The organism is Sinomonas halotolerans (assembly GCF_039615075.1).
Lineage (GTDB): Bacteria > Actinomycetota > Actinomycetes > Actinomycetales > Micrococcaceae > Sinomonas > Sinomonas halotolerans.
The window spans coordinates 1-23,912 of sequence record NZ_JBDFRB010000017.1 but is presented as its reverse complement, the minus strand read 5'-3'; the positions used below and the strand labels follow the sequence as shown (position 1 = coordinate 23,912).

Annotated in this window: 24 protein-coding genes; 16 read left to right on the top strand and 8 right to left on the bottom strand. The window is 70.9% G+C overall.

What is annotated here, in order from left to right; genetic code table 11:
• The first annotated feature begins 100 nt into the window (after positions 1-100).
• On the top strand, positions 101-424 hold the full coding sequence (locus ABCQ75_RS14420) for a hypothetical protein (RefSeq protein WP_345886250.1): 324 nt from the start codon (positions 101-103) through the stop codon (positions 422-424).
• 134 nt (positions 425-558) lie between these two features.
• Here ABCQ75_RS14420 and ABCQ75_RS14415 read toward each other — a convergent pair whose 3' ends face one another.
• The 4 genes from ABCQ75_RS14415 to ABCQ75_RS14400 form a co-directional block, all read right to left on the bottom strand.
• Positions 559-2,448: a cytochrome c biogenesis protein DipZ gene (locus ABCQ75_RS14415; protein ID WP_345886249.1), complete on the bottom strand. Its 1,890-nt coding sequence runs from the start codon at positions 2,446-2,448 to the stop codon at positions 559-561.
• Between the two features lie 133 nt (positions 2,449-2,581).
• Positions 2,582-3,688 carry an NADH:flavin oxidoreductase gene (locus ABCQ75_RS14410; protein ID WP_345886247.1) on the bottom strand — a complete coding sequence of 369 codons (1,107 nt, stop codon included), beginning with the start codon at positions 3,686-3,688 and terminating at the stop codon, positions 2,582-2,584.
• 99 nt (positions 3,689-3,787) lie between these two features.
• Positions 3,788-4,462 carry an HAD family hydrolase gene (locus ABCQ75_RS14405; RefSeq protein ID WP_345886245.1) on the bottom strand — a complete coding sequence of 225 codons (675 nt, stop codon included), beginning with the start codon at positions 4,460-4,462 and terminating at the stop codon, positions 3,788-3,790.
• 7 nt (positions 4,463-4,469) lie between these two features.
• Positions 4,470-4,706 (bottom strand): hypothetical protein, encoded by a 237-nt coding sequence (locus tag ABCQ75_RS14400; RefSeq protein WP_345886244.1) that lies wholly within the window; start codon positions 4,704-4,706, stop codon positions 4,470-4,472.
• Positions 4,707-4,770: 64 nt separating this feature from the next.
• On the opposite strand from ABCQ75_RS14400, the gene ABCQ75_RS14395 reads away from it, so the two are divergent.
• A complete protein-coding gene (locus ABCQ75_RS14395; RefSeq protein WP_345886243.1) occupies positions 4,771-5,496 on the top strand; it encodes a DUF72 domain-containing protein in 726 nt (241 codons plus the stop codon).
• A 119-nt stretch (positions 5,497-5,615) separates the two neighbouring features.
• On the opposite strand, the gene ABCQ75_RS14390 is transcribed toward ABCQ75_RS14395, so the two are convergent.
• Positions 5,616-6,296 carry a GntR family transcriptional regulator gene (locus ABCQ75_RS14390; RefSeq protein WP_345886242.1) on the bottom strand — a complete coding sequence of 227 codons (681 nt, stop codon included), beginning with the start codon at positions 6,294-6,296 and terminating at the stop codon, positions 5,616-5,618.
• 127 nt (positions 6,297-6,423) lie between these two features.
• On the opposite strand from ABCQ75_RS14390, the gene ABCQ75_RS14385 reads away from it, so the two are divergent.
• From ABCQ75_RS14385 to ABCQ75_RS14370, 4 genes are read left to right on the top strand one after another with little or no spacing between them, the layout of a single operon-like run.
• Positions 6,424-7,776, top strand: coding sequence for an MFS transporter (locus tag ABCQ75_RS14385; protein ID WP_345886240.1), 1,353 nt, complete (start codon positions 6,424-6,426; stop codon positions 7,774-7,776).
• Between the two features lie 36 nt (positions 7,777-7,812).
• Positions 7,813-9,201, top strand: a complete 1,389-nt coding sequence (locus ABCQ75_RS14380; protein WP_345886239.1) for a protoporphyrinogen/coproporphyrinogen oxidase — start codon at positions 7,813-7,815, stop codon at positions 9,199-9,201.
• A gap of 40 nt (positions 9,202-9,241) precedes the next feature.
• Positions 9,242-10,150, top strand: coding sequence for a 4-hydroxy-tetrahydrodipicolinate synthase (gene dapA / locus ABCQ75_RS14375; protein ID WP_345886238.1), 909 nt, complete (start codon positions 9,242-9,244; stop codon positions 10,148-10,150).
• Positions 10,151-10,160: 10 nt separating this feature from the next.
• On the top strand, positions 10,161-11,666 hold the full coding sequence (locus ABCQ75_RS14370; RefSeq protein WP_345886237.1) for an aldehyde dehydrogenase family protein: 1,506 nt from the start codon (positions 10,161-10,163) through the stop codon (positions 11,664-11,666).
• A 43-nt stretch (positions 11,667-11,709) separates the two neighbouring features.
• On the opposite strand, the gene ABCQ75_RS14365 is transcribed toward ABCQ75_RS14370, so the two are convergent.
• Entirely contained in the window at positions 11,710-12,390 is a 681-nt protein-coding gene (locus ABCQ75_RS14365; RefSeq protein ID WP_345886235.1) for a GntR family transcriptional regulator, read from the bottom strand.
• Positions 12,391-12,704: 314 nt separating this feature from the next.
• Between ABCQ75_RS14365 and ABCQ75_RS14360 the strand changes: the two genes are divergently transcribed.
• The 4 genes from ABCQ75_RS14360 to ABCQ75_RS14345 all read left to right on the top strand — a co-directional run bounded on the left by ABCQ75_RS14360 (position 12,705) and on the right by ABCQ75_RS14345 (position 16,892).
• Positions 12,705-13,625 carry a transporter substrate-binding domain-containing protein gene (locus tag ABCQ75_RS14360; protein WP_345886233.1) on the top strand — a complete coding sequence of 307 codons (921 nt, stop codon included), beginning with the start codon at positions 12,705-12,707 and terminating at the stop codon, positions 13,623-13,625.
• A gap of 38 nt (positions 13,626-13,663) precedes the next feature.
• Entirely contained in the window at positions 13,664-14,677 is a 1,014-nt protein-coding gene (locus ABCQ75_RS14355; RefSeq protein ID WP_345886231.1) for an amino acid ABC transporter permease, read from the top strand.
• Complete coding sequence (locus tag ABCQ75_RS14350) at positions 14,674-15,498, top strand: amino acid ABC transporter ATP-binding protein (RefSeq protein WP_345886230.1); 825 nt, start codon at positions 14,674-14,676, stop codon at positions 15,496-15,498. Before ABCQ75_RS14355 ends, ABCQ75_RS14350 begins: the two co-directional genes overlap by 4 nt.
• Positions 15,499-15,560: 62 nt before the next feature.
• Positions 15,561-16,892, top strand: a complete 1,332-nt coding sequence (locus tag ABCQ75_RS14345) for an MFS transporter (protein WP_345886229.1) — start codon at positions 15,561-15,563, stop codon at positions 16,890-16,892.
• A 65-nt stretch (positions 16,893-16,957) separates the two neighbouring features.
• Here the strand turns inward: ABCQ75_RS14345 and ABCQ75_RS14340 are convergent, their stop codons facing one another.
• Both ABCQ75_RS14340 and ABCQ75_RS14335 read right to left on the bottom strand, forming a co-directional pair.
• Entirely contained in the window at positions 16,958-17,668 is a 711-nt protein-coding gene (locus ABCQ75_RS14340; protein ID WP_345886227.1) for an anti-sigma factor family protein, read from the bottom strand.
• Entirely contained in the window at positions 17,665-18,171 is a 507-nt protein-coding gene (locus tag ABCQ75_RS14335; protein WP_345886226.1) for a sigma-70 family RNA polymerase sigma factor, read from the bottom strand. Before ABCQ75_RS14335 ends, ABCQ75_RS14340 begins: the two co-directional genes overlap by 4 nt.
• Positions 18,172-18,383: 212 nt before the next feature.
• On the opposite strand from ABCQ75_RS14335, the gene ABCQ75_RS14330 reads away from it, so the two are divergent.
• The 6 genes from ABCQ75_RS14330 (at position 18,384) to ABCQ75_RS14305 (ending at position 23,849) form a co-directional block, all read left to right on the top strand.
• Complete coding sequence (locus ABCQ75_RS14330) at positions 18,384-18,935, top strand: COG4315 family predicted lipoprotein (protein ID WP_345886224.1); 552 nt, start codon at positions 18,384-18,386, stop codon at positions 18,933-18,935.
• 84 nt (positions 18,936-19,019) lie between these two features.
• Positions 19,020-19,682 carry a fasciclin domain-containing protein gene (locus tag ABCQ75_RS14325; protein ID WP_345886222.1) on the top strand — a complete coding sequence of 221 codons (663 nt, stop codon included), beginning with the start codon at positions 19,020-19,022 and terminating at the stop codon, positions 19,680-19,682.
• Positions 19,683-20,049: 367 nt separating this feature from the next.
• Positions 20,050-20,652, top strand: a complete 603-nt coding sequence (sigK, locus tag ABCQ75_RS14320; protein WP_427916113.1) for an ECF RNA polymerase sigma factor SigK — start codon at positions 20,050-20,052, stop codon at positions 20,650-20,652.
• Positions 20,645-21,586: an anti-sigma factor domain-containing protein gene (locus ABCQ75_RS14315; RefSeq protein WP_345886220.1), complete on the top strand. Its 942-nt coding sequence runs from the start codon at positions 20,645-20,647 to the stop codon at positions 21,584-21,586. Before sigK ends, ABCQ75_RS14315 begins: the two co-directional genes overlap by 8 nt.
• Before the next feature lie 154 nt (positions 21,587-21,740).
• A complete protein-coding gene (locus tag ABCQ75_RS14310; protein ID WP_345886219.1) occupies positions 21,741-22,196 on the top strand; it encodes a DUF4383 domain-containing protein in 456 nt (151 codons plus the stop codon).
• Positions 22,197-22,694: 498 nt separating this feature from the next.
• Positions 22,695-23,849, top strand: coding sequence for an integrase core domain-containing protein (locus tag ABCQ75_RS14305; protein ID WP_345886028.1), 1,155 nt, complete (start codon positions 22,695-22,697; stop codon positions 23,847-23,849).
• Positions 23,850-23,912: the final 63 nt, after the last annotated feature.

The window sequence follows — 23,912 nt, the reverse complement described above, 5'->3', positions numbered from 1 at the left end:
GCCGGACCCTGTCGAGGGCCCGCGGCCCGGGGCTACACTCTTGCCACCGCAACTGGTCTCGGTCAATCCACAGGTCCCACCGGAGAGAAGGAGACTCACCATGCGTGTGAAGACGTGGCTCGCGGGAGCAGTGATGGCGCCGATGCTGGTTCTGGCGGGCGCAGGTTCAGCTTTGGCCGGCGAGGTCACCGGACCTCCGGGCGATGACGGGTTCGCGACCGGCGAGTGGACGCCGGTCAAGGACTACGTCGCCAACTCCATCTGCGCCTTCTCGGGCCTCAACGCCTACCACCCGGGTAAGGAGGGCGAGTACCTCGGGCACGTGCAGAACTACGGAGCCCTGGTCATCCAGGGGTACAAGGACTACATCCCCAGCCCGGGATATGCCTGCAACGGGGATCACGGCTTCCTCGCGGGCGGCTGATCGGTCGGGCCTCCCGGCCCAGTGCGCGCTCGTGCTCGTGTCCGGCACCCGCAGGGGCCCTCAGGCGGCGTGTCGGTCCCGGCGCGCCGCCTCCGCGGTCCATAACGAGCACGAACGAACGCCCGTCCGCGGTCTCACCCGAACGTGAAGGAGTAGAGCTCGACGCCGGCACTCGCCTCGATCTCGAGCGTCCCCTTCCGCGAGGACTCGCCGTCCAGGACGACGTAGGAGCGCGGCGTGCCGCTGATCTCGATCGTGCGCTCGCCGTCGGGGCCCTTCACGGTGATCGTCCCCGTCCCCCCGGCCACGGTCTGGACCTGGCTGGCCGTGAAGTTGAGCCGCACGCGCGGTGGGGTGTCGGCGCCCCGCGACCGGCCGGCGTCGTCCGCCTGCCCAGCCTCCGCGCCCGCCGGGGGCGCCGCGACGATACGCTGGGATTCGAGCGTCCACGGGCCCGAGAGCGCGAACGAGTCCGCGGGCTGCTCCGCGGGGAACGAGTACACGCCGGGCCCGGTGCGGTACTGCTCCGGTCCCGCGTAGTTGACCTGCTTCGCGACCCCGAGGAACGTCTCGCGGGTGGTGCTGCCGGCCTCGGGGGCTGACGTGCTGCCGTCCTCGATCGGATCCGGCAGCTGCACGCCCGGATTGGCCTGGGTGAGGAGCTCGCGGACCAGCTGCTCGGTGGCCGCGTAGCCGCCCTCGCCCTGGTGGATATGGCGCACGTTCCCCGCCGCGTCGATGAGGTACTGCGCTGGCCAGAACCGGTTCCGGTAGGCCGACCAGGTCGAGTAGGAGTTGTCCATCGCCACCGGGTAGTTGATGCGGTGCTGACGGATGCCGTCCTCGACGTTGCGCTGCTCGCGCTCGAACGCGTACTCCGGGGTGTGGACGCCGATCACGGTCAGCCCAGCTTCCCGGTACGCCTCCTGCAGGCGCACGATGTGCGGCAGGGAGCGCTGGCAGTTGATGCACGAGTACGCCCAGAAGTCCACGAGCACCACCTTGCCGCGCAGGCCCTCGAGCGTGAGGGGCTCGGAGTCGGGCTGGCCCGTGTTGAGGGTCGCGGTGATGCCTCGCAGCTCGGGCGCGGGACCGCAGTCCTCGAGCTCCGTGGCGCCCTGGGTGCAGTTGGAGAGCTGCCGGTTCTCGTCGGTGACGAGGCCGCCGAGGTCGAGGGGGCCGCCGGCAGTGGGCGCGAGCTCGTTCTGGAGGGTGGCGGTGTAGTCCGGGATGAGCCGCTGGAGCCGTGCCGGGACGTCGAAGACGAGGCCGACGGCGAGGGCGATCATGAGCGCGCCCGCGGTGATGCGGATGGCGCGCTGGCGGCGGCGGAAGGCCTTGAGCCGCTCGGCCAGGCCTCGGCCGGCGAGGGCGAAGAAGAGCAGCGGGGCGGAGACGCCCACGGCGAACGCGAGCGTGAGCGCCACGGTCTCCGGCCCGATCTGCCCGGTGGCGCCCGAGACGGTGATGGCCGCGAGGACCGGCCCCGCGCACGGGACGAACACCGCGCCGAGCGCGAGGCCGAGCCCGAACCCGCCGCGCCGCGCGTCCACCTGCCGCTGGGGGATCCACGAGAAGGGCTTCTCCAGCAGCTCCTCGAACCGGGGGACCATGAGCCCCACGCCCACCGCCGTGAGCACCGCGATCCCGGCCCAGCGCAGTACGTCCTGGGGCAGCCCCAGCGCGGAGAGGACCAGCGAGCCCAGCAGCGTCACCACGCTGAAGCTCAGCACGAGCCCCGCGATCACCTGGTACGGCCGCCACCGGGAGGCCTCCCTCCCGCTCCCGTTCCCGCCGAGATGGGGGGCTGGACCGCCGAGGTGGGGGTCTGGGCCGCCGGGGTGGGGGTCTGGGCCGCCCAGATGGGGGGCCGTCCCCTTCGAGGCGGGCACGGACGACGGCGCCGCGCGCCTCGCGCTGTCCAGCCCACCGGAGAAGAAGATCACCGGGAGGACCGGGAGGATGCACGGCGAGATGCCCGTGATGAGCCCGCCGAGGAAGCCGATCAGTATGTTCTCGCCCATGCCTCCTGTTCGGGGCGGGGGCCCGTCGCGGATTGGGGTGGCACGGGGGAGGACCGCCGACCGCGTCACGCGCGGCGGGCGGCCCCCGGGGTGCCGGTGCGGCGGTCCCGCGTCCTGCTCAGTCAGGCGGGGATCAGGAGAGCTCGATCTCCCAGTCCTTGACGTCGGCCACGGGGCTGAAGAGGCTCCCGTCCAGGTCGCCGAGGGGCTGGCCCGTGCGCACCCGCTCAGGCCAGTCGCGGTTCGCGAGGGCGGCCTTGCCGAGGGCGACGACGTCGGCGCCGCCGTCGCCCAGCATCGACTCCGCCGTCGCCGGGTCGTCCAGATGCCCGTTGGTGATCACGGGCAGTCCCGAGTGCTCCTTGGCGAGCTGCGCGAGGGACTTCCCGCCCTCGCCGAAGGCAGGGGCGTACGCCCGGTATTCGGTCGTGTGGACGAAGCCGACGCCGGTCCGCGCCAGCGTGGAGAAGATGACGCGCGCCTCGTCCTCGCCGCCGGCCCATTTGTGGTCATGGTCGCTCACCTTGGCCTGGGAGATGCGGATCCCCACCGTGAAGTCCGGGCCCACGGCCTCCCGGACCGCCCGGGCGATCTCGGCGGGGAAGCGCACGCGGTTCTCGGGGGAGCCGCCGTACTCGTCGGTGCGCTGGTTGAAGTAGTCGGTGAGGAACTGGTCCAGGAGGTAGCCATTGGCACCGTGGATCTCCACCCCGTCGAATCCGGCTTCCTTGGCGTTGAGCGCCGCGGCGACGAAGCCGTCCCGCACTTCCTGCATCTGCTCGGCGGTAATGGCCGCGGGCACGGAGTACGGGCCCTCGCCCCGGTAGAAGGGCAGCTGCTCCCCCCGAGGCGCCACGGCGGAGGGCCCCACGGTGGAGTCGACGAACCGGTTGCCCTGGGCCTGGGAGCCGGCGTGCATGAGCTGGGCGAAGATCCTGGCACCGGCGGCGTGCGCCGCCTCGACCACCGGGACCCAGCTGCGGGCCTGCTCCTCGGTGGCGATGCCCGGCTGGTTCAGGTAACCCTGGCTGTACGCGGTGTCGGTGTAGATGCCCTCGGTGATGAGCAGGCCGAACCCGCCCTTGGCGTAGCCCTCGTAGTAGGCCACCATCCGCTCGGTGGCCAAGCCGTCCTCGGTGGCGCTGATCCGGGTCATGGGGGCGAGTGCCACGCGGTTCTCCAGCTCTGTCGAGCCGATGGTGACGGGGGAGAACAGTGAAGTCGAAGTCTCTGTCTGCAAGGGGGTCTCCTTCTCAGGGGTTCAGAGCAGGGTGGGGCCCGTGCTGTGGACCCCGCCGGTGGTGCCAACCGCGCCGGGTGGGCCGGTATTTCCTCGTCCTCAGGCCATCCGCTGGCCGATGAGGCTGTCCCGCAGGTTCTCCAGGAGGCTCCGCGGCGAGTCGAAGACCTCCGCCGCTCCCGCCTCGCGCAGTTCCGCCGCGCTGTATCCCCCTGAGGCCACGCCGATCGTCTCGATCCCGAGGGCGCCGGCGGCCTGGACGTCCCAGACGGCGTCTCCGACGAACAGCACCTCCTCCGCCTCGAGTTCCGCGGCGTCCAGCGCGGCGATGAGGATGTCCGGCGCCGGCTTGGACTCCTTCGCGTCCGCTGCGCTCGTGGCCGCGTCCACGATGTCGTCGGCGCCCAGCGTCGCACGCAGCACACCCAGGTCCTGCTCCCGGGCGGAGGAGGCGAGGACGACCTTGAGCCCCGCCCTGTGGCACTGCACGAGGAGGTCGCGGGCGCCGTCGAACGCCGTGAGGTACGGCCAGAGCGTCGAGAAGACCGCGGCGTGCGCGTCCTTGACCGCCCCGTCCTGTTCCCTGTCGCGGTCCGGGCCGAGGAGGCTGTCCACGAGCCTGTCGCCGCCCATGCCGACGCAGCGGTGGATCGCGTTCATCCGGACTGTGTGCCCGAAGCCCCGGAAGGCGTGCCACCAGGCGATGGTGTGGAGGTAGGTGGAATCGATCAGCGTCCCGTCCACGTCGAAGAGGACGCCGCGCAGAGCAGCCACGGCTCGCCTACTGGACGCGGTCCGTCAGCCCCTGGACCCCGCTCGCCTCGGCGCAGTGGGCGCAGCAGTACATCCCCTGCCCCGACTCGACCCCGTGGCCCAGGATCCGGCAGCCGCAGTGCCCGCAGCTCGGTGCGAAGGCGTGGATCGCGCACTCGAAGCTGTCGAAGGTCCCGGACTTCTCGCCCTGCGTCAGGGTGAAGGCCTTGTCGTAGTCATTCCCGCACATGTCGCAAGTAGCCATGCGGTGCCGATACCCGAGGACCGTCCCGCCAAACGCGCGGAGACCGGCCGCTACCCTGAGGGCCATGGGGTGGAACATCGGCACGTCGGGATGGAGCTACGGCCACTGGGATTCGGTGCTGTACCCGCCGGGCACGCCGCCGTGGCACCGCCTCGGCTTCTACACGTCCTCCTTCTCCACGGTCGAGCTGAACGCGAGCTTCTACCGCTGGCCGCGCACGACGGCGTTCGCCGGCTGGCGCCGTCGTCTCCCCGAGGGCTTCGCGTTCTCCGTGAAGGCGCCGCGCGGGCTCACGCACGCCAAGCGGCTCTACTCGCCCGAGGCGTGGGCGGCGCGCATCGCGGAGGGCTGGCATGAGCTGGGCCCGCGCCGCGCGGTGCTCCTCGTGCAGCTTTCGCCGCATCACGCGCGCGACGACGCGCGGCTGGACTGGTTCCTCGGCGCCCTCCCGCCGTGGATCAGGGTGGCGGTGGAGTTCCGCCACCCGAGCTGGCACGATCCGGCCGTCTTCGGCATCCTCCGGCGGCACGCGGCGGCGTACTGCATCATGAGCGGCGCGGGCCTGCCGTGCGTCCTCGAGGCGACGGCCCAGCACGTGTACGTCCGGCTGCACGGCCCGGACCACCACCACCTCTACGCGGGCTCGTACTCGGATCCGGACCTGGGCTGGTGGGCCGAGCGCATCCGCGAATGGGACGCCGCCGGGCACGAGGTCTTCGCCTACTTCAACAACGACGGCGAGGGGAACGCGGTGCGCAACGCGCTCACCCTGCGCGGGATGCTCGGCTGACCCAACGCGTGGCCACCTTCCACCCAACGCGTGGCCACCTCCCGCCCTTCGCGTGGCCACGTCTCACCCAACGCGTGGCCACTCGTCAGCCAGGGGACGCTCTCGTGGCCGGATCCGCGTCAGGCGCCAGCCTGCGCGGCGAGGCTGGCCTTGATGCGGTCGCTCGCGTCGAGGAGCGAATCCGTGTTGACGGCTGCGGCAGCCTCGGGGTCGTTGTCCCGGGCGGCCTTGATGAGGTCCTGCTGGTACCGCCACAGGGAGTCGTCGCTCCCGGACTCGAGCGAGCCCTTCGCGCCCACGATCTTGTACGCGCGGCACTGCTGCCACAGCGCACGGATCAGCTGCACGAGCACGGGGTTCCCGGAGGCCTCGTAGAGGATCGTGAGCATGGCCTCGTCGTGGTCGAGCACGGCCACGACGCGGCCCTCGTCGATCGCGGTGCGCATGGCCTCGTACTCGGCCTGCATCCTGTCGCACTCCTCGGCGGTCACCTGCAGGGCGCCCAGACGGGCCGCCTCGGTCTCGAGCAGGCGGCGCACGTCGTAGACGTGGACGAGCTCTTCGAGGGAGAGGTTCTTGACCACGGCTCCCTTGTGGGGCTCGCGCTCGGCCAGCCCGGCCTCCTCGAGGCGGCGGATCGCCTCGCGGACGGGCATGACGCTCGTCCCCACCTGCTCCGCCAGGTCCCGCACCCGCAGCCGTGAGCCGGCCGGGAGCTCCCCGCTGAGGATCGCCTCGTGGATCTTGGCGTAGACCTGGTCGGTCAGCAGGGTGGGCTCGACGCGCTTGGAGATGGGCACGGACCAAATATAGGCGGGGAGAACTCCTTTACGCCGAGTTCACAGGATGGCCTTGTGTGATCTTTGATCACATCTTAGGGTGGTATGTATCACACCAGCCCGTCCGCTTGGCGAAAGGACCACCCCGATGTCCCACGTAGTCGACGACGCCCCGCTGTCGTCATTCCACAAGAAGCTCGCTCTCTACTCCTCGGGCGGCCCGTTCGTGGACGGGTACATCCTCAGCATCGTCGGCGTCGCGATGATCCAGATCACCCCGGAGTTCAACCTCACGCCGTCGCAGCAGGGCCTCATCGGAGCGGCCGCGCTGATCGGCATCTTCTTCGGCGCCTTCCTCGGCGGCTGGCTCACGGACAAGTTCGGCAGGCACCTGCTCTTCACCGTGGACCTCATCGCCCTCGTCGCCTGCTCCGTGGCCCAGGCCTTCGTCGGCGACGCGTTCTGGCTCATCATTCTGCGGCTCCTCATCGGCTTCGCCGTCGGCGCCGACTACCCGATCGCCACCTCCCTCCTTGCGGAGTTCACCCCGAGCCGCTGGCGCGGTCCCCTCCTGGGCGCGTTCGTCACCATGTGGTTCGTCGGCGCGGCGGTCGCCTACATCGTCGGCCAGTTCCTGCTGACGTTCGACGACGGGTGGCGCTGGATGCTGGCGAGCTCGGCTGTGCCTGCACTCGCCATCGTGCTCCTGCGCATGGGCACCCCCGAGTCGCCGCGCTGGCTCGCGAAGATGGGCCGGACCGACGAGGCGAACGCGGTCCTCGCGAAGGTCTACGGGCCGAACGTGACCCTCGCCGACCTCCCCGAGGAGACCAGCTCCAACGTGACCCTCGGCCAGCTCGTGAAGTCCGGCTACGGCAGGCGCATGGCCTTCATCACGATCTTCTGGACCTGCTCGATCGTGCCGCTGTTCGCCGTCTACGCGTTCGGCCCCGCCATCCTCGAGGCCCTCAAGCTCGGCGGCGACCTCGCCCACATCGGCTCCGCGGCCATCACGGTCATGTTCCTCGTCGGATGCCTCGTCGCCGTGTTCCTCGTCAACCGCATGGGCCGCCGCCCGCTGATCATCCACAGCTTCCTCTGGAGCGGGCTCGCCCTGCTCGGCCTGGGCCTGTTCCCGGAGGCCGACCCGGTGGTGATCATGGCCCTCTTCGCGGCCTACGCCCTCCTGATCGGCGGCACGCAGATCATGCAGTGGGTCTACCCGAACGAGCTGTTCCCCACCGAGGTGCGCGGATCCGCCGTCGGCCTCGCCTCCTCGCTCAGCCGCATCGGCGCCGCGACCGGGACCTACCTCGTGCCCCTCGCCCTGACCGGCCTGGGCATCGGCACCACCATGGTCATCGCCGCGATCGTCACCCTCCTGGGCATGGCTGTCTCGATGGCTTGGGCCCCCGAGACCCGCGGCCTCACCCTCGGCCAGGCCGCAGCGCTCGACCCCGCGCCGGCGCCCTCGCGGGCCAAGGCCACGGCCGCACTCTGAACCGCGCGAACCCTCTCGAACCCATAAGGACCTGACATGAAAGACGCAGTGATCGTCGGAGGCGGCCTCGCCGGCCTCTCCGCAGCCTGGCGGCTGCGGCACTGGGACACCGTGCTCCTCGAATCGGAGCACCGCGTGGGCGGCCGCATCCGCTCCGAGCGGCGCGGTGACTACTGGCTCAACTGGGGCGGGCATGTGTTCGCCGGCGAGGGGTCGTCCACGGACGCCCTGCTGGGCGAGGTCGGCGTCAGCGCCGTGCAGATCCCGGGGTCGCTGCAGGCGCTGTCGATGAACGGGAAGTTCATCCGCGAGGGGCACATCGCGACGTACCCGTTCCGGATCCCCATGTCCCTCTCGTCCCGCATCGACACGCTGCGGGCGGGGCTGAAGGTCGTCGCGGGGGTCGCGAAGTACACGGGCGTGGTGCGCAAGCGCCCGGGGGAGTCGGGCGCACAGCGGCAGCAGCGGATCTACGACTTCGAGAACGAGTCCACGTTCGAGGACTTCATCGGGGACCTCTCCGAGGACGCGGCGGCGCTTTTCAAGACGACGGTCACCCGCTCGGCCGGGGACATGGACCAGATCTCGGCCGGGGCGGGGATCGGCTACTTCAGCCTTGTCCTCGGCTTCGGACAGGGCCTGAGCCGGGGCATCGTGGGGGGCCCGTCGACGCTGACGGGCTCGATCGCGGCCGCTCTGGGGGACCGTGTCCAGCTCGGGGCGGCGGTGCAGGAGGTCGTGCACCGGAAGGACTCGGTCCTGGTGCGCTACCTCCAGGGCGGGGTCGCCCGGGAGGTCGAGGCGCGCACCGTGATCCTGGCGACCACGGCGGACGTCTCGCACCGGATCGGGGTGGACCTTCCCGAGGAGCTGCGCGGGGCACTCGCGCAGATCAAGTACGGCCCCCACGTGAGCACGGCGTTCCTGACCGACGAGACCACGGCGCGGCCGTGGGACGACATCTACGCGATCGCCGCGCCCAAGCGCTCGTTCGCGATCGCGCTCAACCAGGCCAGCATCGTCCGCGGCACCGAGTCCGTGCGGAAGCCCGGGGGGAGCTTCATGACGTTCTCCCCGGCCGCCCTGGGCCGGGCCCTGCTCGACAAGAGCGACGAGGAGGTCGTCCAGACCCACCTCGCGGACCTGGACGCCGTGCTCGGGCACGGCTTCGCGGACAGCGTGGTCGAGGCCCAGACGGACCGGTGGGCGGTTGCCTCGCCCTACTGCTTCCCGGGCCGGGCCAAGATCCAGTCCACCCTCATGCGCGGCACCGACCGGGTCTTCCTCGCCGGGGACTACCTCGGGACCCTGTACACCGAGAGCTCCATCACCACCGGGTTCTCGGCAGCCCAGGAAGCCGCGAGCCTCCTCGCCACTGAACGGCAGGGCGCCGTTCAGCCGCTCCGGCTCGCTTCCGGCGCCTGATCCACCCACGCTTTCCACCGCACCACCAGGAGAACAGCACATGTCGCAGCAGCACAGCTCCCAGCACCTCACGGGCGTCCTCACCGCCCTCGCCACCCCCTTCACGGCGGACGAGGCGATCGACACCGCGACGCTCCGCCGCGTCGTCGACCGCTCCATCGACGCCGGGGTGGACGGCGTCGTCGCCGCCGGCTCGACCGGCGAGGTCGGGGCGCTCTCCTCGGACGAGCGCCTTCTCCTCATCGACACCGTCATCGAGCACACCGCCGGGCGCGTCCCCGTCATCGCGCAGACCGGGGCGACCTCGACCGCCGAGGCCGTCCGCCTCTCCAAGGCCGCCGAGAAGTCCGGCGCTGACGTGCTCATGCTCATCACGCCGTACTACGAGCCGCTGTCCGTCGCGGAGACGGTCGCGTACATCAAGGACGTCGCGGGGTCGGTGGACCTCCCGGTCATGCTCTACAACATCCCGGCCGTCACGGGCGTCAACCTGGACCCGGCCACGGTCCGCTCGCTCGCCGAGGACGTTCCGACCATCCGCTACATCAAGGACTCGAGCGCGAACTGGGAGCAGGCCCTCCAGCTCATCCACCACCACAGGGACGTGATCGGCACGTTCATCGGCTGGGACGCCTACCTGTACAGCGCGCTCGTCGAGGGGGCGGCCGGGGTCATGGCGGGGACGGCGAACGTCGTGCCGAACGAGATCGTCGACGTCGCCCGCCGCATCGCCGAGGGCGACCTGGCCGGCGCCCGCGAGCGGTGGAACGCCCTTTACCCAGTGATCGACGCGCTCCTGTCCGTGCCGTTCATCCCGTCCGTCAAGGCGGGCCTCGCCCTCCAGGGCCTCCCGGCCGGCTCGCCGCGGCGCCCCACCGCCGAGCTGGGCGCCGAGGACCACGCCCGCCTGCGGAACGCCCTGTCCGCCCTCTACCAGAACGTCGGCTGAGGAGGCCTCCATGAGCATTTCCACCAGCGCCCCGACACAGGTCCGCCGCTCCCAGGCCGGTCCCATCGTCACGGAGGCCGAGCTCCCCCCGGGCGAGCACTTCATCAACGGCTCCTTCCGGCCCGGGCGGGGCGCCACGCCCACCGCGGTCATCGACCCGTGCACGGGCCTCGAGATCGCCTCCGTCGCCTCGGGCACGGTGGAGGAGGTCGACTCCGCCGTCGCCGCCGCGCTCGCCGCCCAGGCAGAGTGGGGCCGGATGGTGCCCAAGGAGCGCTCCGAGATCCTGCACCGCATCGCGGACCGCCTGGCCGAGAACGCCGACCTGCTGGTCCGGCTCGAGTCCGCCAACACCGGCAAGCCGTCCATGGTCTCCGAGGACGACGTCGCGGGCACGGTCGACACCTTCCGCTTCATGGCCGGCGCCCTGCGCGCTACCACGTCCATGGCCGCCGGGACCTACGCCCACGACCACCTCTCGCTGATCCTCCGCGAGCCGCTCGGCGTCGTCGGCGTCGTCACGCCGTGGAACTACCCGCTCCTCATGGGCGCGTGGAAGATCGCGCCGATCCTCGCCGCCGGGAACTCCCTGGTCATCAAGCCCTCGGAGCAGACCCCGCTCACCACCCTCAAGTTCGCCGAGCTCGTCGCGGACATCCTCCCCGCCGGCGTGTTCAACGTCGTCACCGGCCGCGGCTCGGTGGTCGGCCAGCGGCTCTCGGAGCACCCCGGCATCGCGATGATCGCCCTCACCGGGTCTGTGGGCAGCGGCCAGGCCGTGGCACGCGGGGCGGCGGAGTCGCTCAAGCGCGTTCATCTCGAGCTCGGCGGCAAGGCGCCCGTGGTCGTGTTCGACGACGCCGATCTCGCCGCAGCGGCGTCCTCGCTGCGGGCCGCCGGGTACTGGAACTCGGGCCAGGAGTGCGGGGCCGCGTGCCGCGTCCTCGTGCACGAGTCGGTGGCCGGGGAGTTCACCGCGCTCCTCGTGAAGGAGGTCAGCACGCTCGTCGTCGGCGAGCCCGGGGCCGGGAAGGAAGTCGAGATCGGCCCGCTGAACTCGAAGGGCCACTACGAGCGCGTCCTCGGCTACCTCGAGCGCGCCAAGGCCGCCGGCATCACGGCCGCGATCGGCGGAACCGCGCTCGATGGCCCGGGCTACTTCGTGGCCCCCACCGTGCTCGTGGACGTGCCCGACGGCGCCGAGTGCTCGCGCGAGGAGATCTTCGGGCCGGTCGTGACGGTGGAGACCTTCGCCGACGAGGCCGAGGCCGTCGCCCGCGCCAACGCCGTCCCCTTCGGCCTGGCCGCCTCTGTGTGGACAGAGGACGCGAGGCGCAGCCACGACGTCGCGTCCCGGATCGACGCCGGGACCGTGTGGGTCAACTCCCACCTCGTCCTCGCCAACGAGGTCCCCTGGGGCGGGTTCAAGGGCTCCGGCTACGGCCGGGACCTCTCCGTCTACGCCCTCGACGACTACTCCAGGACCAAGCACGTCATGCACAACCAGGGCCGCTGACGGGCCGACGCGAGGGGCCCGGACTCCCGGGCCCCTCGCCTGCTTAGCGCTCGCCCTGCGCGTCCAGCCGAGCCTTGATGCGGTCCGTGGCGTCGAGCAGCGACGCTTCGTTCACGGCAGCCGCTCCCGCGGAGTCGCTCTCCCGCGCCGCTGCAATGAGGTCCTGCTGGTAGCGCCACAGCGAGACGTCTTCCGGGCTGTCCAGTGAGCCCTTCGCGCCGACGATCTTGTAGGCGCGGCACTGCTGCCAGAGGCTGCGGATCATCTGGACGAGGAGCGGGTTCCCGGCGGCGTTGTACAGGATGGACAGAAGGGCCTCGTCGTGGTCGAGGTACGGGACGACCCGGCCGTCCCTGATCGCGGCGCGCATGAGGCTGTACTCGGCCTGCATCCGCTCGCAGTCCTCGGCGCTGATGCGCTCGCTGCCCAGGCGCGCCGCCTCGACCTCCAGCAGGCGGCGGATGTCGTAGACGTGGACCAGCTCCTCGAGAGTGAGCCCCCTGACCACGGCTCCCCGGTGCGGCTCGCGGTGCACCAGCCCGGCCTCCTCGAGGCGGCGGATCGCCTCGCGCACTGGCATGGGGCTCGTTCCGACCTGCTCGGCGAGCTCCCGGACGGTCAGCCGGGACCCCGGGGGCAGCTCGCCGTTGAGGATCGCCTCCTGGAGCGTGGCGTACACCTGGTCGGCGAGCAGCAGGGGAGCGACCCTCTTCGACAGCGACATGGATCAAATATAGAGGCCACCCCGGTACGGCCAACGGTGCCGTGGGCACCTGTTCGCGGTGCAGGTGCAGCTGTATGCCGCAGAGGGAAAAGATCCGGTCCTGGGGTTGTTTTGATCTTTGATCTAACTCTAATATGTGATCACATCGGCGATGTGATCCAGCTCATACTCCTCCCCCGAGCGGGCCGTCCCATCGCTCACATCGATGGTGAGCCCGGCCGTCAGCTGGCTCCAGCCGTCAGGGCACCCGGCATCCAGACATCAGCCCGACCGTTCGCGGGCGGGCATCCACGAGAGTCATCCAGGAGAGACCAATGAACCTTCTTCGCTTCCCCCGCATGCGGGGCGCGCTCATGGCATCCGTCGTCGCGGGCGCCGTCCTCGGCACCGCCGCGTGCGGCGCGTCGCCCGCCCAGCCCCAGTCCGCCGAGACGCCCGCCGCGGACTCCGCCCTCGTGGACATGCTGCCGGCGTCCGTCCGGGACAAGGGCACTCTCACCGTCGCAGCGGCGGTGTACGCCCCAGCGGTGATGGAGCCTGCGGGAGGCGGCGAGGTCACCGGCTGGGACATCGAGCTGACCCGCAAGGCTGCGGCCCTGCTCGGCCTCGACGTCGACTTCAAGATCATCCCGTTCGACGGCGTGATCCCCGGGCTGCAGGCAGGCCGCTACGATGCCGCCACGGGCGAGATCAACGTGACCGAGGACCGGACCAAGGTCGTCACCTTCGTCACCAACCACGTCTCGATGGACGAGTTCGTGGTCAAGGCCGACTCGGACAAGACCAGCTTCGACAGGCCGGAGGACGTCTGCGGGCTGAGGATCGGGGCTTCCCTCGGGTCCTCCGAGGCGGCCACCGCCCAGTCCATGGCCGATGACTGCAAGGCCTCCGGCGGTGCGGCGACCACGGTGGACACCTTCCAGACCCAGGCCCAGGTCAACCTCGCGCTCAGCCAGGGCCGCATCGACGCGTCCCTCGCCAGCGGCAGCCAGGCGGCCTACACGGTCGAGAAGGGCAACGGCCAGTTCAAGCTGGCCAAGCTCGGCTTCGGGCCGGAGATCAAGACCGGTCTGGCCCTGGCGAACAACGCCGACACGGCCCAGCTGGCCAAGGCCTTCCAGGCCGCCACGGACAAGCTCATCGAGGACGGCGAGCTGAAGGCGGTCCTGGATGAGCTCAACGGTGGTCTCGGCGCCGTGGACAAGTCCGAGATCATCCCCGCTCCGAGCAGCTGACGCCGGATGCGCGTGAGAAGTGAAAGGCAGAAGCTGTCATGAATAGCGCCAAGGAGACAACGCGCCTGCGGCACGCGGCGTCCACCGCGGGCAGCGCACCATCGGCCCTTGCGGTCGACCAGGAGATCCTCGCGAAGGAGACCGTGCCGCTCAAGCACCACGGCCGGACGGTCGCCGCGGTCTTCCTCCTGCTGCTCGTCGCGAACCTCGCCCACTCGATGGTCACCAACAGGAACTTCCAGTGGGAGACCGTGTGGCACTACCTCTTCTTCCCGCAGATCATGGCAGGGCTGGGGAGCACCCTGGTCCTGACCGTGGTCAGCATGTCCCTCGCGATCGTGCTGGGCATCATCCTGGCCGCATGCCGGCTCTCGGAGAACAAGGTCCTGCAGAGCGTGGCCGGGGCCTACCTCTGGTTCTTCCGGGGGACGCCGCTCCTGATCCAGCTCATCTTCTGGTACAACCTCTCGGCGCTCTACCCCCGGCTCGGCGTCGGCGTCCCGTTCGGTGGACCCGAGCTGTTCGGGGCCTCCACCAACTCGGTGCTGTCGCTGTGGACCGTGGCCCTGCTCGGCCTGGCCCTGCACGAGTCCGCCTACATGGCCGAGATCGTGCGCGGCGGGCTGCTCTCGGTGTCCAGGCACCAGACCGAGGCGGCAGCCGCCCTGGGGATGAATGGCCTGCTGTCCTTCCGGCGCATCATCCTGCCCCAGGCACTGCGGGTGATCGTCCCGCCGACCGGCAACCAGGTCATCGGCATGCTCAAGTACAGCTCCCTGGTCAGCGTGATCGCCCTGCCTGACCTGCTGTACTCCGCCCAGATGATCTACACCCAGACGTTCGAGACCATCCCGCTCCTGATCGTCGTCTCGTTCTGGTACCTGCTGTGCACGAGCATCCTCAGCATCTTCCAGCGCCGCATCGAGCGCTACTACGGGCGCGGCGTCGCAGGCCACCAGGCCTCCGGCGAGAAGCGTCGCGGTACCCGGGGAGCGCGCAGGCGCGCCACCCCGATGCTCACATCGACCACTGCAGAGGAGGGCCAGCCATGACCACCACACCCCCTGTCGAGCGCAGGAGCGACCGGTCCGAGCCGATCGTGAGGATCGTCGGACTGCGCAAGAGCTTCGGCGACCTGGAAGTGCTCAAGTCCGTCAGCCTGGACATCTACCCTGGCCAGGTCGTCGTCATCCTCGGCCGCTCCGGGTCGGGCAAGTCGACCATGCTGAGGTGCATCAACCATCTGGAGAAGCCGTCGAGCGGCGCCGTGATCGTCAAGGGCGAGGTGGTCGGCTACCGCGTCAAGGGGGACAGGCTCCACGAGCTGCGCCCCAAGGAGATCGCCCGTCAGCGCGCTGCCACGGGAATGGTCTTCCAGGCCTTCAACCTGTTCCCGCACCTGACCGTCCTGGAGAACCTGCTCGAGGCTCCCTGCCGCGTCCTGGGCAGGCCAGCGGGCGAGGTCCGCGAAGAGGCCATGAAGCTGCTGACCAGCGTGGGCCTGGCCGAGAAGGCCGATGTCTACCCGAGCACGCTCTCGGGCGGGCAGCAGCAGCGGGTCGCCATCGCCCGGGCCCTCGTCATGAAGCCTTCGGTGATGCTCTTCGACGAGCCCACCTCGGCCCTCGATCCCGAGCTCGTCGGCGAGGTCCTCGAGGTCATGAAGGAGCTCGCGCGCAGCGGCATGACGATGATCGTGGTCACCCATGAGATCGGATTCGCCAGGGCGGTCGCGGACGAGGTCGTCTTCATGGCGGAGGGGCGCGTCGCAGAGCAGGGACCGCCGTCCCAGGTGATCGACAATCCCCAGACGGAGGCCACCAAGACCTTCCTCCGCAGCCTCAACGAACGCCGGGATACCGCCGTCGCCTGACGCCGGCGGGAGACCGACGCCGGCACCTGTCCACCGCGCGCCAGCGGGCGCATGCTTGTGCCATGGATCGCTCGAGGACGGCCGGCGCGGATGCGTCGCCCGCCGCCAGGCGGCGCTTCCTCGTCAGGCTGACTGCCGTCCTGATCGGCGGGATGTTCCTCGACGGCTACATCCTCGGGATCATCGGCCCCGTCACCGGAACGTTCGCCGAGGACCTGGGCCTCTCGCCGCTCGAGGAGGGCCTCACCGCGGCCGCCGCGCTCCTGGGCATCCTCGTGGGCTCGCCGCTGGGCGGGTATCTGGGAGACAGGTTCGGCCGCAAGCCGCTGTTCATGGCGGACATGGCGCTGTTCGTGGCCGCCTCGGCCCTCCAGTTCGTCGTCGACTCCGCCGTCCAGCTCATCCTCGTGCGGTTCCTCATGGGGATCGCGGTCGGCACCGAGTACTCGGTCGGCTGGCCGCTCATGGCCGAGTTCGCGCCCGCCCGGCTCAGGGGCCGGCTGCTCGGGGCGACCATCATCGCGTGGTACGCCGGCTTCATGGTCGCGTTCCTCGCCGGCTACCTGCTCACCGAGCTCACCGATCTGGGCTGGCGCACCATCCTGGGCACGAGCACGGCCATCGCGGTGGTCCTGCTCGCGGCGCGGATCGGCCTGCCCGAGTCGCCGCGCTGGCTGTGGAACGTCGGCCGCAGGGACGAGGCCCGGCGCCTCGCCCACCGGTACCTCATCGACGCCGCCGACATGGCCGACGTGGAGCACGAGGACGCCAAGACCGGGACGTTCGGGATGCTGTTCTCGCGGCAGTACTGGCGGGCAACGCTGTTCACGTCCATGTTCTGGTTCTGCGGGGTCGCGCCGTACTTCGCGATCGCGACCTTCGCCGACAGCGTGCTGGGCAGGTATGGCCTCGGCGGCGGGCTCGCCGGGGGCGTCGGGCTGGCCGCCGTGGCCCTGGCCGGGGTGGTGCTCACGGTCCTGCTGATCGACAGGGCCGGCCGCCGCGTGCTGACCGTTCCGCCGCAGTGGCTGTGCACGGCCATCCTCGCGGTGATCGGGCTCTGGGCAGGCGCGCCGCCCGCCGCCGTGCTCGCGCTGTTCCTGGTCTTCTCGTTCTTCAACGCGATGTACAACACGCTGACCAGCGTCTACCCCGGGGAGGTCTTCCCCACTGAGATCCGCGGGATCGGCACCGGTTTCGCGGCTGCCGTCAGCCGCGTGGGGGCGGGCCTCGGCACTTTCCTCCTGCCCACCTCCATGGAGAGCCTCGGATCCGGCCCCACGATGCTCATCGCGGCATGCGTCGCGCTCGTGGGAGCCTCGCTGTCGCAGTGGCTCGCACCCGAGACGAAGGGCAAGAGCCTCACCGAGGCGGCGGGCACCATGGCGCACTGACGTGGCCACGCGTCGGGTGGGACGTGGCCACGCGTCGGGTGGGACGTGGCCACGCGTTGGGGCCCTCACCCGCGGCGCACGCTCGCGAGGGTGCGCTGCGACTCGTCCCGGATCTGGACCTCCCGGATGGACGCGAGATGGTGGGACGTCGCCCCCGTGAGCAGGGCCCGGCCCGCGTAGCCCGCCGAGCCCCAGTTCGCCGCGCGCTCCTGCGTGCCGTCGTCCGCGACGACCCACACGCTGAACACCCCGGCCGGCATCCCGCGGCACTCGAGGGACAGCTCGGTGCCCCACGCCTTGGCGACGAGCCCGATCTCGACCTGCGCGCCGTCGGCCGTCGCGAGGGAGTACCGCGCCGCCGGCGACGCGCTCGGAGCCGGGCTCGCCGTCGTCATCGTGCCCGGGCCCTGGGCGGTCGGCGCCCGCAGCACGCTCGCGCCGAGGGCGGCGCCGAGCACGAGCGAGGCCGCGGCCGCCCCCGTGAGCGCCGCCGTCCCCCGCGCCCGCAGCGCACGACGCCGTGCCCGCACCTTAGCGAGGAGGGCCGGCGGTGCGCTGGCCTCGCCGGGGAGGGGAGCGGCGTCGGCGAGGGCGAGGGCGCGCTGCGCGGGGACGGCGTCCAGGAGCGCGGGCAGGGTCTCGAGCTCCTCGACTTCCGCCCGGCACTGGGCGCACACGGCCACGTGGGCCTCCACAGCGCGGGCCTCCTCGGGGCCGAGGGCGCCGAGGAGGTAGGCGCCGAGTGACATCCGGGCGTCGCGGTGGTCGAGGCTCATCGTTCCACCCCCAGCTCGTCGAGGGCGGCGCGGAGGGCCCTGAGCCCGTAGAAGCAGCGCGACTTCACGGTCCCGGCCGGGACGCCCAGCTCGAGGGCGGCCTCGTGGACGCTCAGCCGGCGGTAGTGCACGGCGACGAGCGCCTGCCGGTGCTCGGGCGTGAGCCGCATGAGTGCCTCCTCCATCACGATCCGGTCCAGGAGCTCGTCGATCCGCTCGGCGTCGACCGCGGCGTCGAACCCGCCGTCCCCCTCGGCGGGAACCGTGCGGGGCCGGCGGGCGCGCTGCCGGTGCTGGTCCACGATGAGGTTCCGCACCGTGCGGTAGAGGTACGCGCGCAGGCCCACGGTCGTCTCGGGGGCCTGCCGCCACACCCGGACGATGGCCTCCTGGACGATCTCCTCGGCCTGGCCGTCGCTGCCCACGGCGCCGCGGGCGAAGCGCCGCAGCGCCGCGCCGTGGTCGCGGTAGATCGCCGCGACGGCGTCCTCGTCCATGGGCACGCTTCCCTCCCGCCTGCCGGGCAGCCTTCCCCCGCGGTCGGCGGCCCTTCCCCGGTGAGACGACGGGCGCGCCCAGACGGTTCAGGCCGCTGCGGTCCATTGTCCTCGCACGGCTGAACCGGATGGCCCCGCGCGTCGTCTCCAGTCCAGCGACCGGCGCTCCCACCAGGGCCGGCCCGCTCCTGGAAGGCTCCAGAACGGAAGGGCACATCATGGACAAGCGAGCAGCTCTCCTCCTCGCCGCGGCGGCGGCCTCGGCCCTCGCGCTCGCCGGCTGCGCGGGCGGCGGCGGGGGCACGACGGCGACCGGCACCACCCCCGCGCCGGCCGCCTCGGCGTCGTCCCCCTCGGGCGGGGCCGAGGCGCTCAGGACCAGCACGGTCGGCGACACCGAGATCCTGGTGGACGACGAGGGCTGGACCGTCTACTACTACACGCGGGACAACGCCGGTGAGAAGAAGAGCGCGTGCACGGGCGGCTGCGCGGACCTCTGGCCGGCCGTGACGAGCGAGGGCGCCCCGAAGCTCGAGGGCGTGACCGCCGAGGTCGGCAGCATCGCCACCGAGGACGGCAAGCAGCAGGTCACCGTCAATGGGATGCCCGTCTACTACTACGCCAAGGACACCGCGCCCGGGCAGGTCAACGGCCAGGGCGTCGCGGGAGTCTGGTACGTGGTCGGGCCGGACGGGACGATGGTCCAGACCCAGCTCTCGCCAGCGGCCACCCCGGCCCCCACCCAGACCACGGGCGGGATGGGCTACTAGGTCCCCGCGAAATCCCCCCAATCCGCTCCGGCGGCGGCTCCGAAGTTCACGTGCAAGCCCCTTCGTGAACCTAGGAGTGAAGCCATGATCAGCATCAAGCGCACGTCCGCCGTCATCGCCCTCGCCGCTACCGCCGGCCTGGGCCTCGCCGCCTGCGGCGGGTCGACGACGGCAGGCACCGAGTCGTCGTCGTCCGCCATGCCGAGCGCCGCGAGCCCGAGCACGCCGGCGATGACGGCCGGGCCCGCCGCGAACCTCGTGGGCCCGGGCTGCGCCGACTACGCGAAGGCCAACCCGGACGGCCCCGGCTCGATCCAGGGCATGAGCGCGGACCCCGTCGCCGTCGCGGCGTCCAACAACCCGCTCCTGACCACCCTGGTCTCCGCCGTCTCCGGGAAGCTCAACCCGAAGGTGGACCTCGTGGACACGCTCAACGGCAGCGAGTTCACGGTGTTCGCCCCGGTGGACAGCGCCTTCGCGAAGATCGACCCGGCCACGATCGAGGCGCTCAAGACCGATGACAAGACGCTCTCGAGCATCCTCACCTACCACGTGGTCCCCGGCCAGATCGAGCCCGCCTCGATCGCCGGCACGCACAAGACCGTCCAGGGCGGCGAGGTCAAGGTGACCGGCTCGGGCGAGTCCCTCAAGGTCAACGACGCCACCGTGGTGTGCGGCGGCGTCCAGACCGCCAACGCGACGGTGTACCTCGTGGACACCGTCCTCATGCCGCCGGCGGCGAAGTAGCCGCGCGGGGCTGGGGGTTATGCACGACGGCGGGACTCGCCGTCGGGGGTTCGCGGGCCGGGCGCGCTGGGGGCGCCTGGCCCGCTCCCATTCCCCCCGCCCCGCGCGGCACCTCCACCTTCGTCTCGGGTACAGATAACGACGCGAATTCCGCCTTTCGGGTACATCGACGTGTACCCGAAAGGCGGAATTCGCGTTCTCATATGTACCCGAAACGGGAAGGGCCCACGGGCGGGCGCCTCGCTCCCGGCAGCCCAATCCGCAGGGGCCAGCGCTCCGAACTACCTATGCCACCCCCCGAAGCGCGGCCGGTCAGCTGGGCAGCGCTCCGGGGACGGTGGAGGGGAGCGCAACGTGACGGAGGGCCATGGGAACCCGTGAGACAGTGGTCTACATGCCGGACCGTGACGGCGGGACACCAGCCCCCGACCTCGATGAGCTCATGGCCCGCGTGGCCCGCGGCGACCAAGCCGCCTTCGGGCACCTGTACGACGCGCTCGCGCCCCTCGTGCACGGCCTCGTGCTTCGCGTGGTGCGCGACCCCGCCCAGAGCGAGGAGGTCACGCAGGAGGTGTTCCTCGAGGTCTGGCAGCAGGCCAAGAGGTTTGACGCCGACCGCGGCCGCGCCCGCGCCTGGATCACCGTGATGGCGCACCGCCGAGCGGTGGACCGCGTCCGCGCCGCTCAGGCGGCCGCTGACCGGGACCTGCGCGAGGGCATCAAGGACTTCCAGGAGAGCTACGACGACGTGGAGCACCGCGTCGAGGTGGCCCTCGAGAGCGAGCGGGTCAACAAGGCCCTCGAATCGCTCACGGAAGTGCAGAAGCAGGCGATCAGACTCGCCTACTACGGCGGCTACACCTACGGGGAAGTCGCCACCACCCTGGGGCTGCCCCTGGGGACCGTGAAGACCAGGATCCGCGACGGAATGATCCGCCTGAGAGACGTGTTGGGAGTGAGCCATGGATGACCAGCTGCACCTGCTGACGGGCGCCTATGCTCTCAACGCGCTCGACGACGACGAGCGGCGCCGCTTCGAGGGCTCGCTCGGGTACGGCGACGCCACGGCGGAGGAGGCGCGCGAGCTCGCCGAGACCGCGGCGCTGCTCGCCGCCGCGACGACGCCCGTCGCACCGCCGCCGGACCTCAAGGCCCGGCTCATGGCGCAGATCGCCGTCACGCCCCAGTTCGACTCGGCGGCGGTTCCGGCAACCCCCGCCCCCACCCCCACCCCCGACGCGGGGTCACGTCCCAGCGACGCGGGGTCACCTCCCAGCAACGCGGGGTCGCGTCCCAGCGACGCGGGGTCACCTCCCAAGGACGCGGGGCCACTCCCGGCCCCTCCCGCCGAACCCACGCCCGAGGCGACCGTCACCCCCATCGGTGAGTCACGCCGTCGTGCGCCGGGAAGCGGGTGGGCCGGACCCGGGCGGTGGCTCGCCGCCGCCGCGGCGGTGCTCCTCGTAGCGGCCGGCGGCGCCGGGATCTGGGGCGCGCGCGTCCAGCAGGAACGGGACGAGGCGCTGCGCGCCCTCGCAGCGGCGACCACCGCGCCGAGCGCCGTCATGGGCCAGATCCTCGCTGCCCCGGACGCGAAGGTGCAGGAGGCCACCGGGCCCACTGGCGGGACGCTGCTCATCGCGCACTCGAGGCAGCACTCGCTCGCGGGCGTCATGACGATCGGCATGCCCGCTCCCGAGACTGGCAAGGTCTACGAGCTGTGGCTCATCGACGCCGCCGGGACCGCCAAGCCCGCGGGCCTCGTGGAGGGCAAGGGGACCACGTGGAACGAGCTGCAGGGCGGCGTGGGCCAGGCCGCCTATGTGGGCGTCACGGTCGAGCCGGCCGGCGGGTCGCCGCAGCCCACGAGCGACCCGATCATGCTCGAGCCGCTCTCCTCCTGATGGCCGCGGCCGGGGTCGCGGAGCCGGCCGGAGAGGACTCTGGGAAATTCCTCGGAAAATTCCCTGCAGAGTCCAATCCGGCCGGCATGGCGTTCCGAACTATCGGTGCGGGCACACCGCACCGACCCTGTCGGAAGACTTTCAAGGAGACGCCATGTCCATGTCAGCCACGTCGCATCGCACGCCGGTCCAGCTCGCCGCGACCGCGGTGGGGGCCGTGTTCCTCCTCGTGGGCGTCCTCGGGTTCGTCCCGGGCATCACGTCCGGGAGCCTCGCCTTCGCGGGGCACAGCTCCGACGCCCACCTCCTGGGCCTGTTCCAGGTCTCCGTGCTCCACAACGTGGTCCACCTGCTGTTCGGTGTCCTCGGCCTCATGCTGGGCCGCTCGGCCGCCGGCGCCAAGGGCTTCCTCGTCTGGGGCGGGGCCGTGTACCTGGTCCTGTTCGTCTACGGGCTCGTGTTCTCGGGCGACCACGGCGGCAACTTCGTCCCGCTCAACGCCGCGGACAACGTCCTGCACCTCCTGCTCGGCGTGGGGATGCTCGGCCTCGGGGTCATCCTCGGCCGGAGCGCGGCGACGGCACGCCCCGCGACGGCCACCCACCGCTGACCCCGCCCCGTTCCGGGTACACATAAGAGCGCCCACGAGCGTTCCGGGTACATATCTCGCAGCGAACTCGAGGTTTCGGGTACCTAACTCCCGCTAGCAGCGTTTCGGGTACAGATATCTTCCCGCTGCGCCATCTCAGGTACGCACGACGACGGCCGGCACCTTCCACACGGAAGGCGCCGGCCGTCGTCGTGCTTGGAGATGGTCCGTGAATTCCGTCGGCGGAATGCTCGCCCAAAGAATGCCGCTATCGATATATGCGCGATTTGGTGTACCCGAGACGGCTCTAGACGAAATTACGTGTACCCGAAACGCTCGTCGGGCGCTTGTGTTGTCTCGGGACTGAATAGACACTTATGTCTCGGGACCTCGTGGACAGTGTGTCTCACGAGTCCGTGGACAGTTCGGGTCTGGGATCGAGCCATGAGCGCTCTTGAACCTGATCCTCGAATCCGGATGAAGGCCGCGACCTGGCCTGCCGATGCACCGCGTGGGGCGGTGTCCGATTTCTGCCGCCGGCACGGTGTCTCCCGCGCGTGGTTCTACAAGGTCAGGGCCAAGGCCTTGGCCGAGGGAAGCTCTGCGGCGTTGGACCTGGGCTCCAACCGGCCGCACACGAGCCCACGGGCTGTGCCTGCCGAGATGGTGGAAATGGCGTTGAAGACCCGTGCCGAGCTGCGCGGAGCGGGCTTCGACCACGGCCCGCTCAGCGTCGCAGCCCGGATGCGCCGGCGCGGCCTCGAGCCGCCCTCCCGGGCAACCCTCGCGCGGATTTTCTCCCGGGCCGGGGAGGTCGTCCCCTCGCCGCGGAAGAAGCCCCGCTCGGCGTTCAAGCGCTTCACCTACCCGGCCCCGAACATGTGCTGGCAGATCGACGCGACCGAATGGCCTATGCCTGCAGGACGCGCGGCGACCATCTTCCAGGTCATCGACGACCACTCGCGCCTCGCCCTGGCCTCGCTGGCCGCCTGGGGCGAGACCAGCGAGGCCGCGATGGCGGTGGTGAAGACCGCGATCGCACGGCACGGGGTGCCCCAGCGCTTCCTCTCCGACAACGGCCAGGCCCTGAACCCGTCCCGCCGCGGCCACGCCGGCATCCTCGTGGAGTACCTGCGCAGCCTCGGAACCGAGCCGATCACCGGAAAACCGTACAGGCCCACCACCCAGGGCAAGAACGAGCGCTTCCACCAGACCCTGTTCACCTATCTCGCCGCCCAGCCGGCCGCAGCGACCCTGGAGGAGCTCCAGGCCCAGGTGGACGCCTTCGACCACTACTACAACACCGAGCGGGTCCACCAGGGCCACGGCAGCCTGGACCTCACTCCCCGCGAGGCATGGGACCGCACCCCCGTCGCGGCTCCACCGGCCCCGCCGCCACCGGACCACGCCCCGCCCTGGGACGAACCCCGCACAGCCAGCAGGCGGGGCTCACGGCCCAAGGGCGTGGTCACCATCCTGAACACCCACTTCCTCATCGGCGCCCACTGGGCAGGCAAGACCGTCCGAGTCCACTACGACACCCGCACGATCTCCTTCTACGACGAGGACGGCACCGAGATCCTCACCCACCCCCGCCCGCCCAAGGGCACCAAATTCGTCCCCCGCAGCGGCCTCAAGCAGCCCCCGGCCACCGAAGTGTCCACGAACTCCTGAGACATGAAATGTCCACACTCACCTGAGACCAGAACTGTCCACGAGGTCCTGAGACATCACACG

Bases quoted from the DNA above. Each gene is read 5' to 3' on its own strand.
- ABCQ75_RS14345 (WP_345886229.1), top strand. From the start codon at position 15,561: ATGGATCGCTCGAGGACGGCCGGCGCGGATGCGTCGCCCGCCGCCAGG.
- ABCQ75_RS14415 (WP_345886249.1), bottom strand. From the start codon at position 2,448: ATGGGCGAGAACATACTGATCGGCTTCCTCGGCGGGCTCATCACGGGC.
- ABCQ75_RS14330 (WP_345886224.1), top strand. From the start codon at position 18,384: ATGGACAAGCGAGCAGCTCTCCTCCTCGCCGCGGCGGCGGCCTCGGCC.
- ABCQ75_RS14340 (WP_345886227.1), bottom strand. From the start codon at position 17,668: ATGAGCCTCGACCACCGCGACGCCCGGATGTCACTCGGCGCCTACCTC.
- ABCQ75_RS14385 (WP_345886240.1), top strand. From the start codon at position 6,424: ATGTCCCACGTAGTCGACGACGCCCCGCTGTCGTCATTCCACAAGAAG.
- ABCQ75_RS14360 (WP_345886233.1), top strand. From the start codon at position 12,705: ATGAACCTTCTTCGCTTCCCCCGCATGCGGGGCGCGCTCATGGCATCC.
- ABCQ75_RS14365 (WP_345886235.1), bottom strand. From the start codon at position 12,390: ATGTCGCTGTCGAAGAGGGTCGCTCCCCTGCTGCTCGCCGACCAGGTG.
- ABCQ75_RS14310 (WP_345886219.1), top strand. From the start codon at position 21,741: ATGTCCATGTCAGCCACGTCGCATCGCACGCCGGTCCAGCTCGCCGCG.
- ABCQ75_RS14355 (WP_345886231.1), top strand. From the start codon at position 13,664: ATGAATAGCGCCAAGGAGACAACGCGCCTGCGGCACGCGGCGTCCACC.
- ABCQ75_RS14380 (WP_345886239.1), top strand. From the start codon at position 7,813: ATGAAAGACGCAGTGATCGTCGGAGGCGGCCTCGCCGGCCTCTCCGCA.
- ABCQ75_RS14420 (WP_345886250.1), top strand. From the start codon at position 101: ATGCGTGTGAAGACGTGGCTCGCGGGAGCAGTGATGGCGCCGATGCTG.
- ABCQ75_RS14395 (WP_345886243.1), top strand. From the start codon at position 4,771: ATGGGGTGGAACATCGGCACGTCGGGATGGAGCTACGGCCACTGGGAT.
- ABCQ75_RS14350 (WP_345886230.1), top strand. From the start codon at position 14,674: ATGACCACCACACCCCCTGTCGAGCGCAGGAGCGACCGGTCCGAGCCG.
- ABCQ75_RS14315 (WP_345886220.1), top strand. From the start codon at position 20,645: ATGGATGACCAGCTGCACCTGCTGACGGGCGCCTATGCTCTCAACGCG.
- ABCQ75_RS14370 (WP_345886237.1), top strand. From the start codon at position 10,161: ATGAGCATTTCCACCAGCGCCCCGACACAGGTCCGCCGCTCCCAGGCC.
- ABCQ75_RS14325 (WP_345886222.1), top strand. From the start codon at position 19,020: ATGATCAGCATCAAGCGCACGTCCGCCGTCATCGCCCTCGCCGCTACC.
- dapA (WP_345886238.1), top strand. From the start codon at position 9,242: ATGTCGCAGCAGCACAGCTCCCAGCACCTCACGGGCGTCCTCACCGCC.
- sigK (WP_427916113.1), top strand. From the start codon at position 20,050: ATGGGAACCCGTGAGACAGTGGTCTACATGCCGGACCGTGACGGCGGG.
- ABCQ75_RS14400 (WP_345886244.1), bottom strand. From the start codon at position 4,706: ATGGCTACTTGCGACATGTGCGGGAATGACTACGACAAGGCCTTCACC.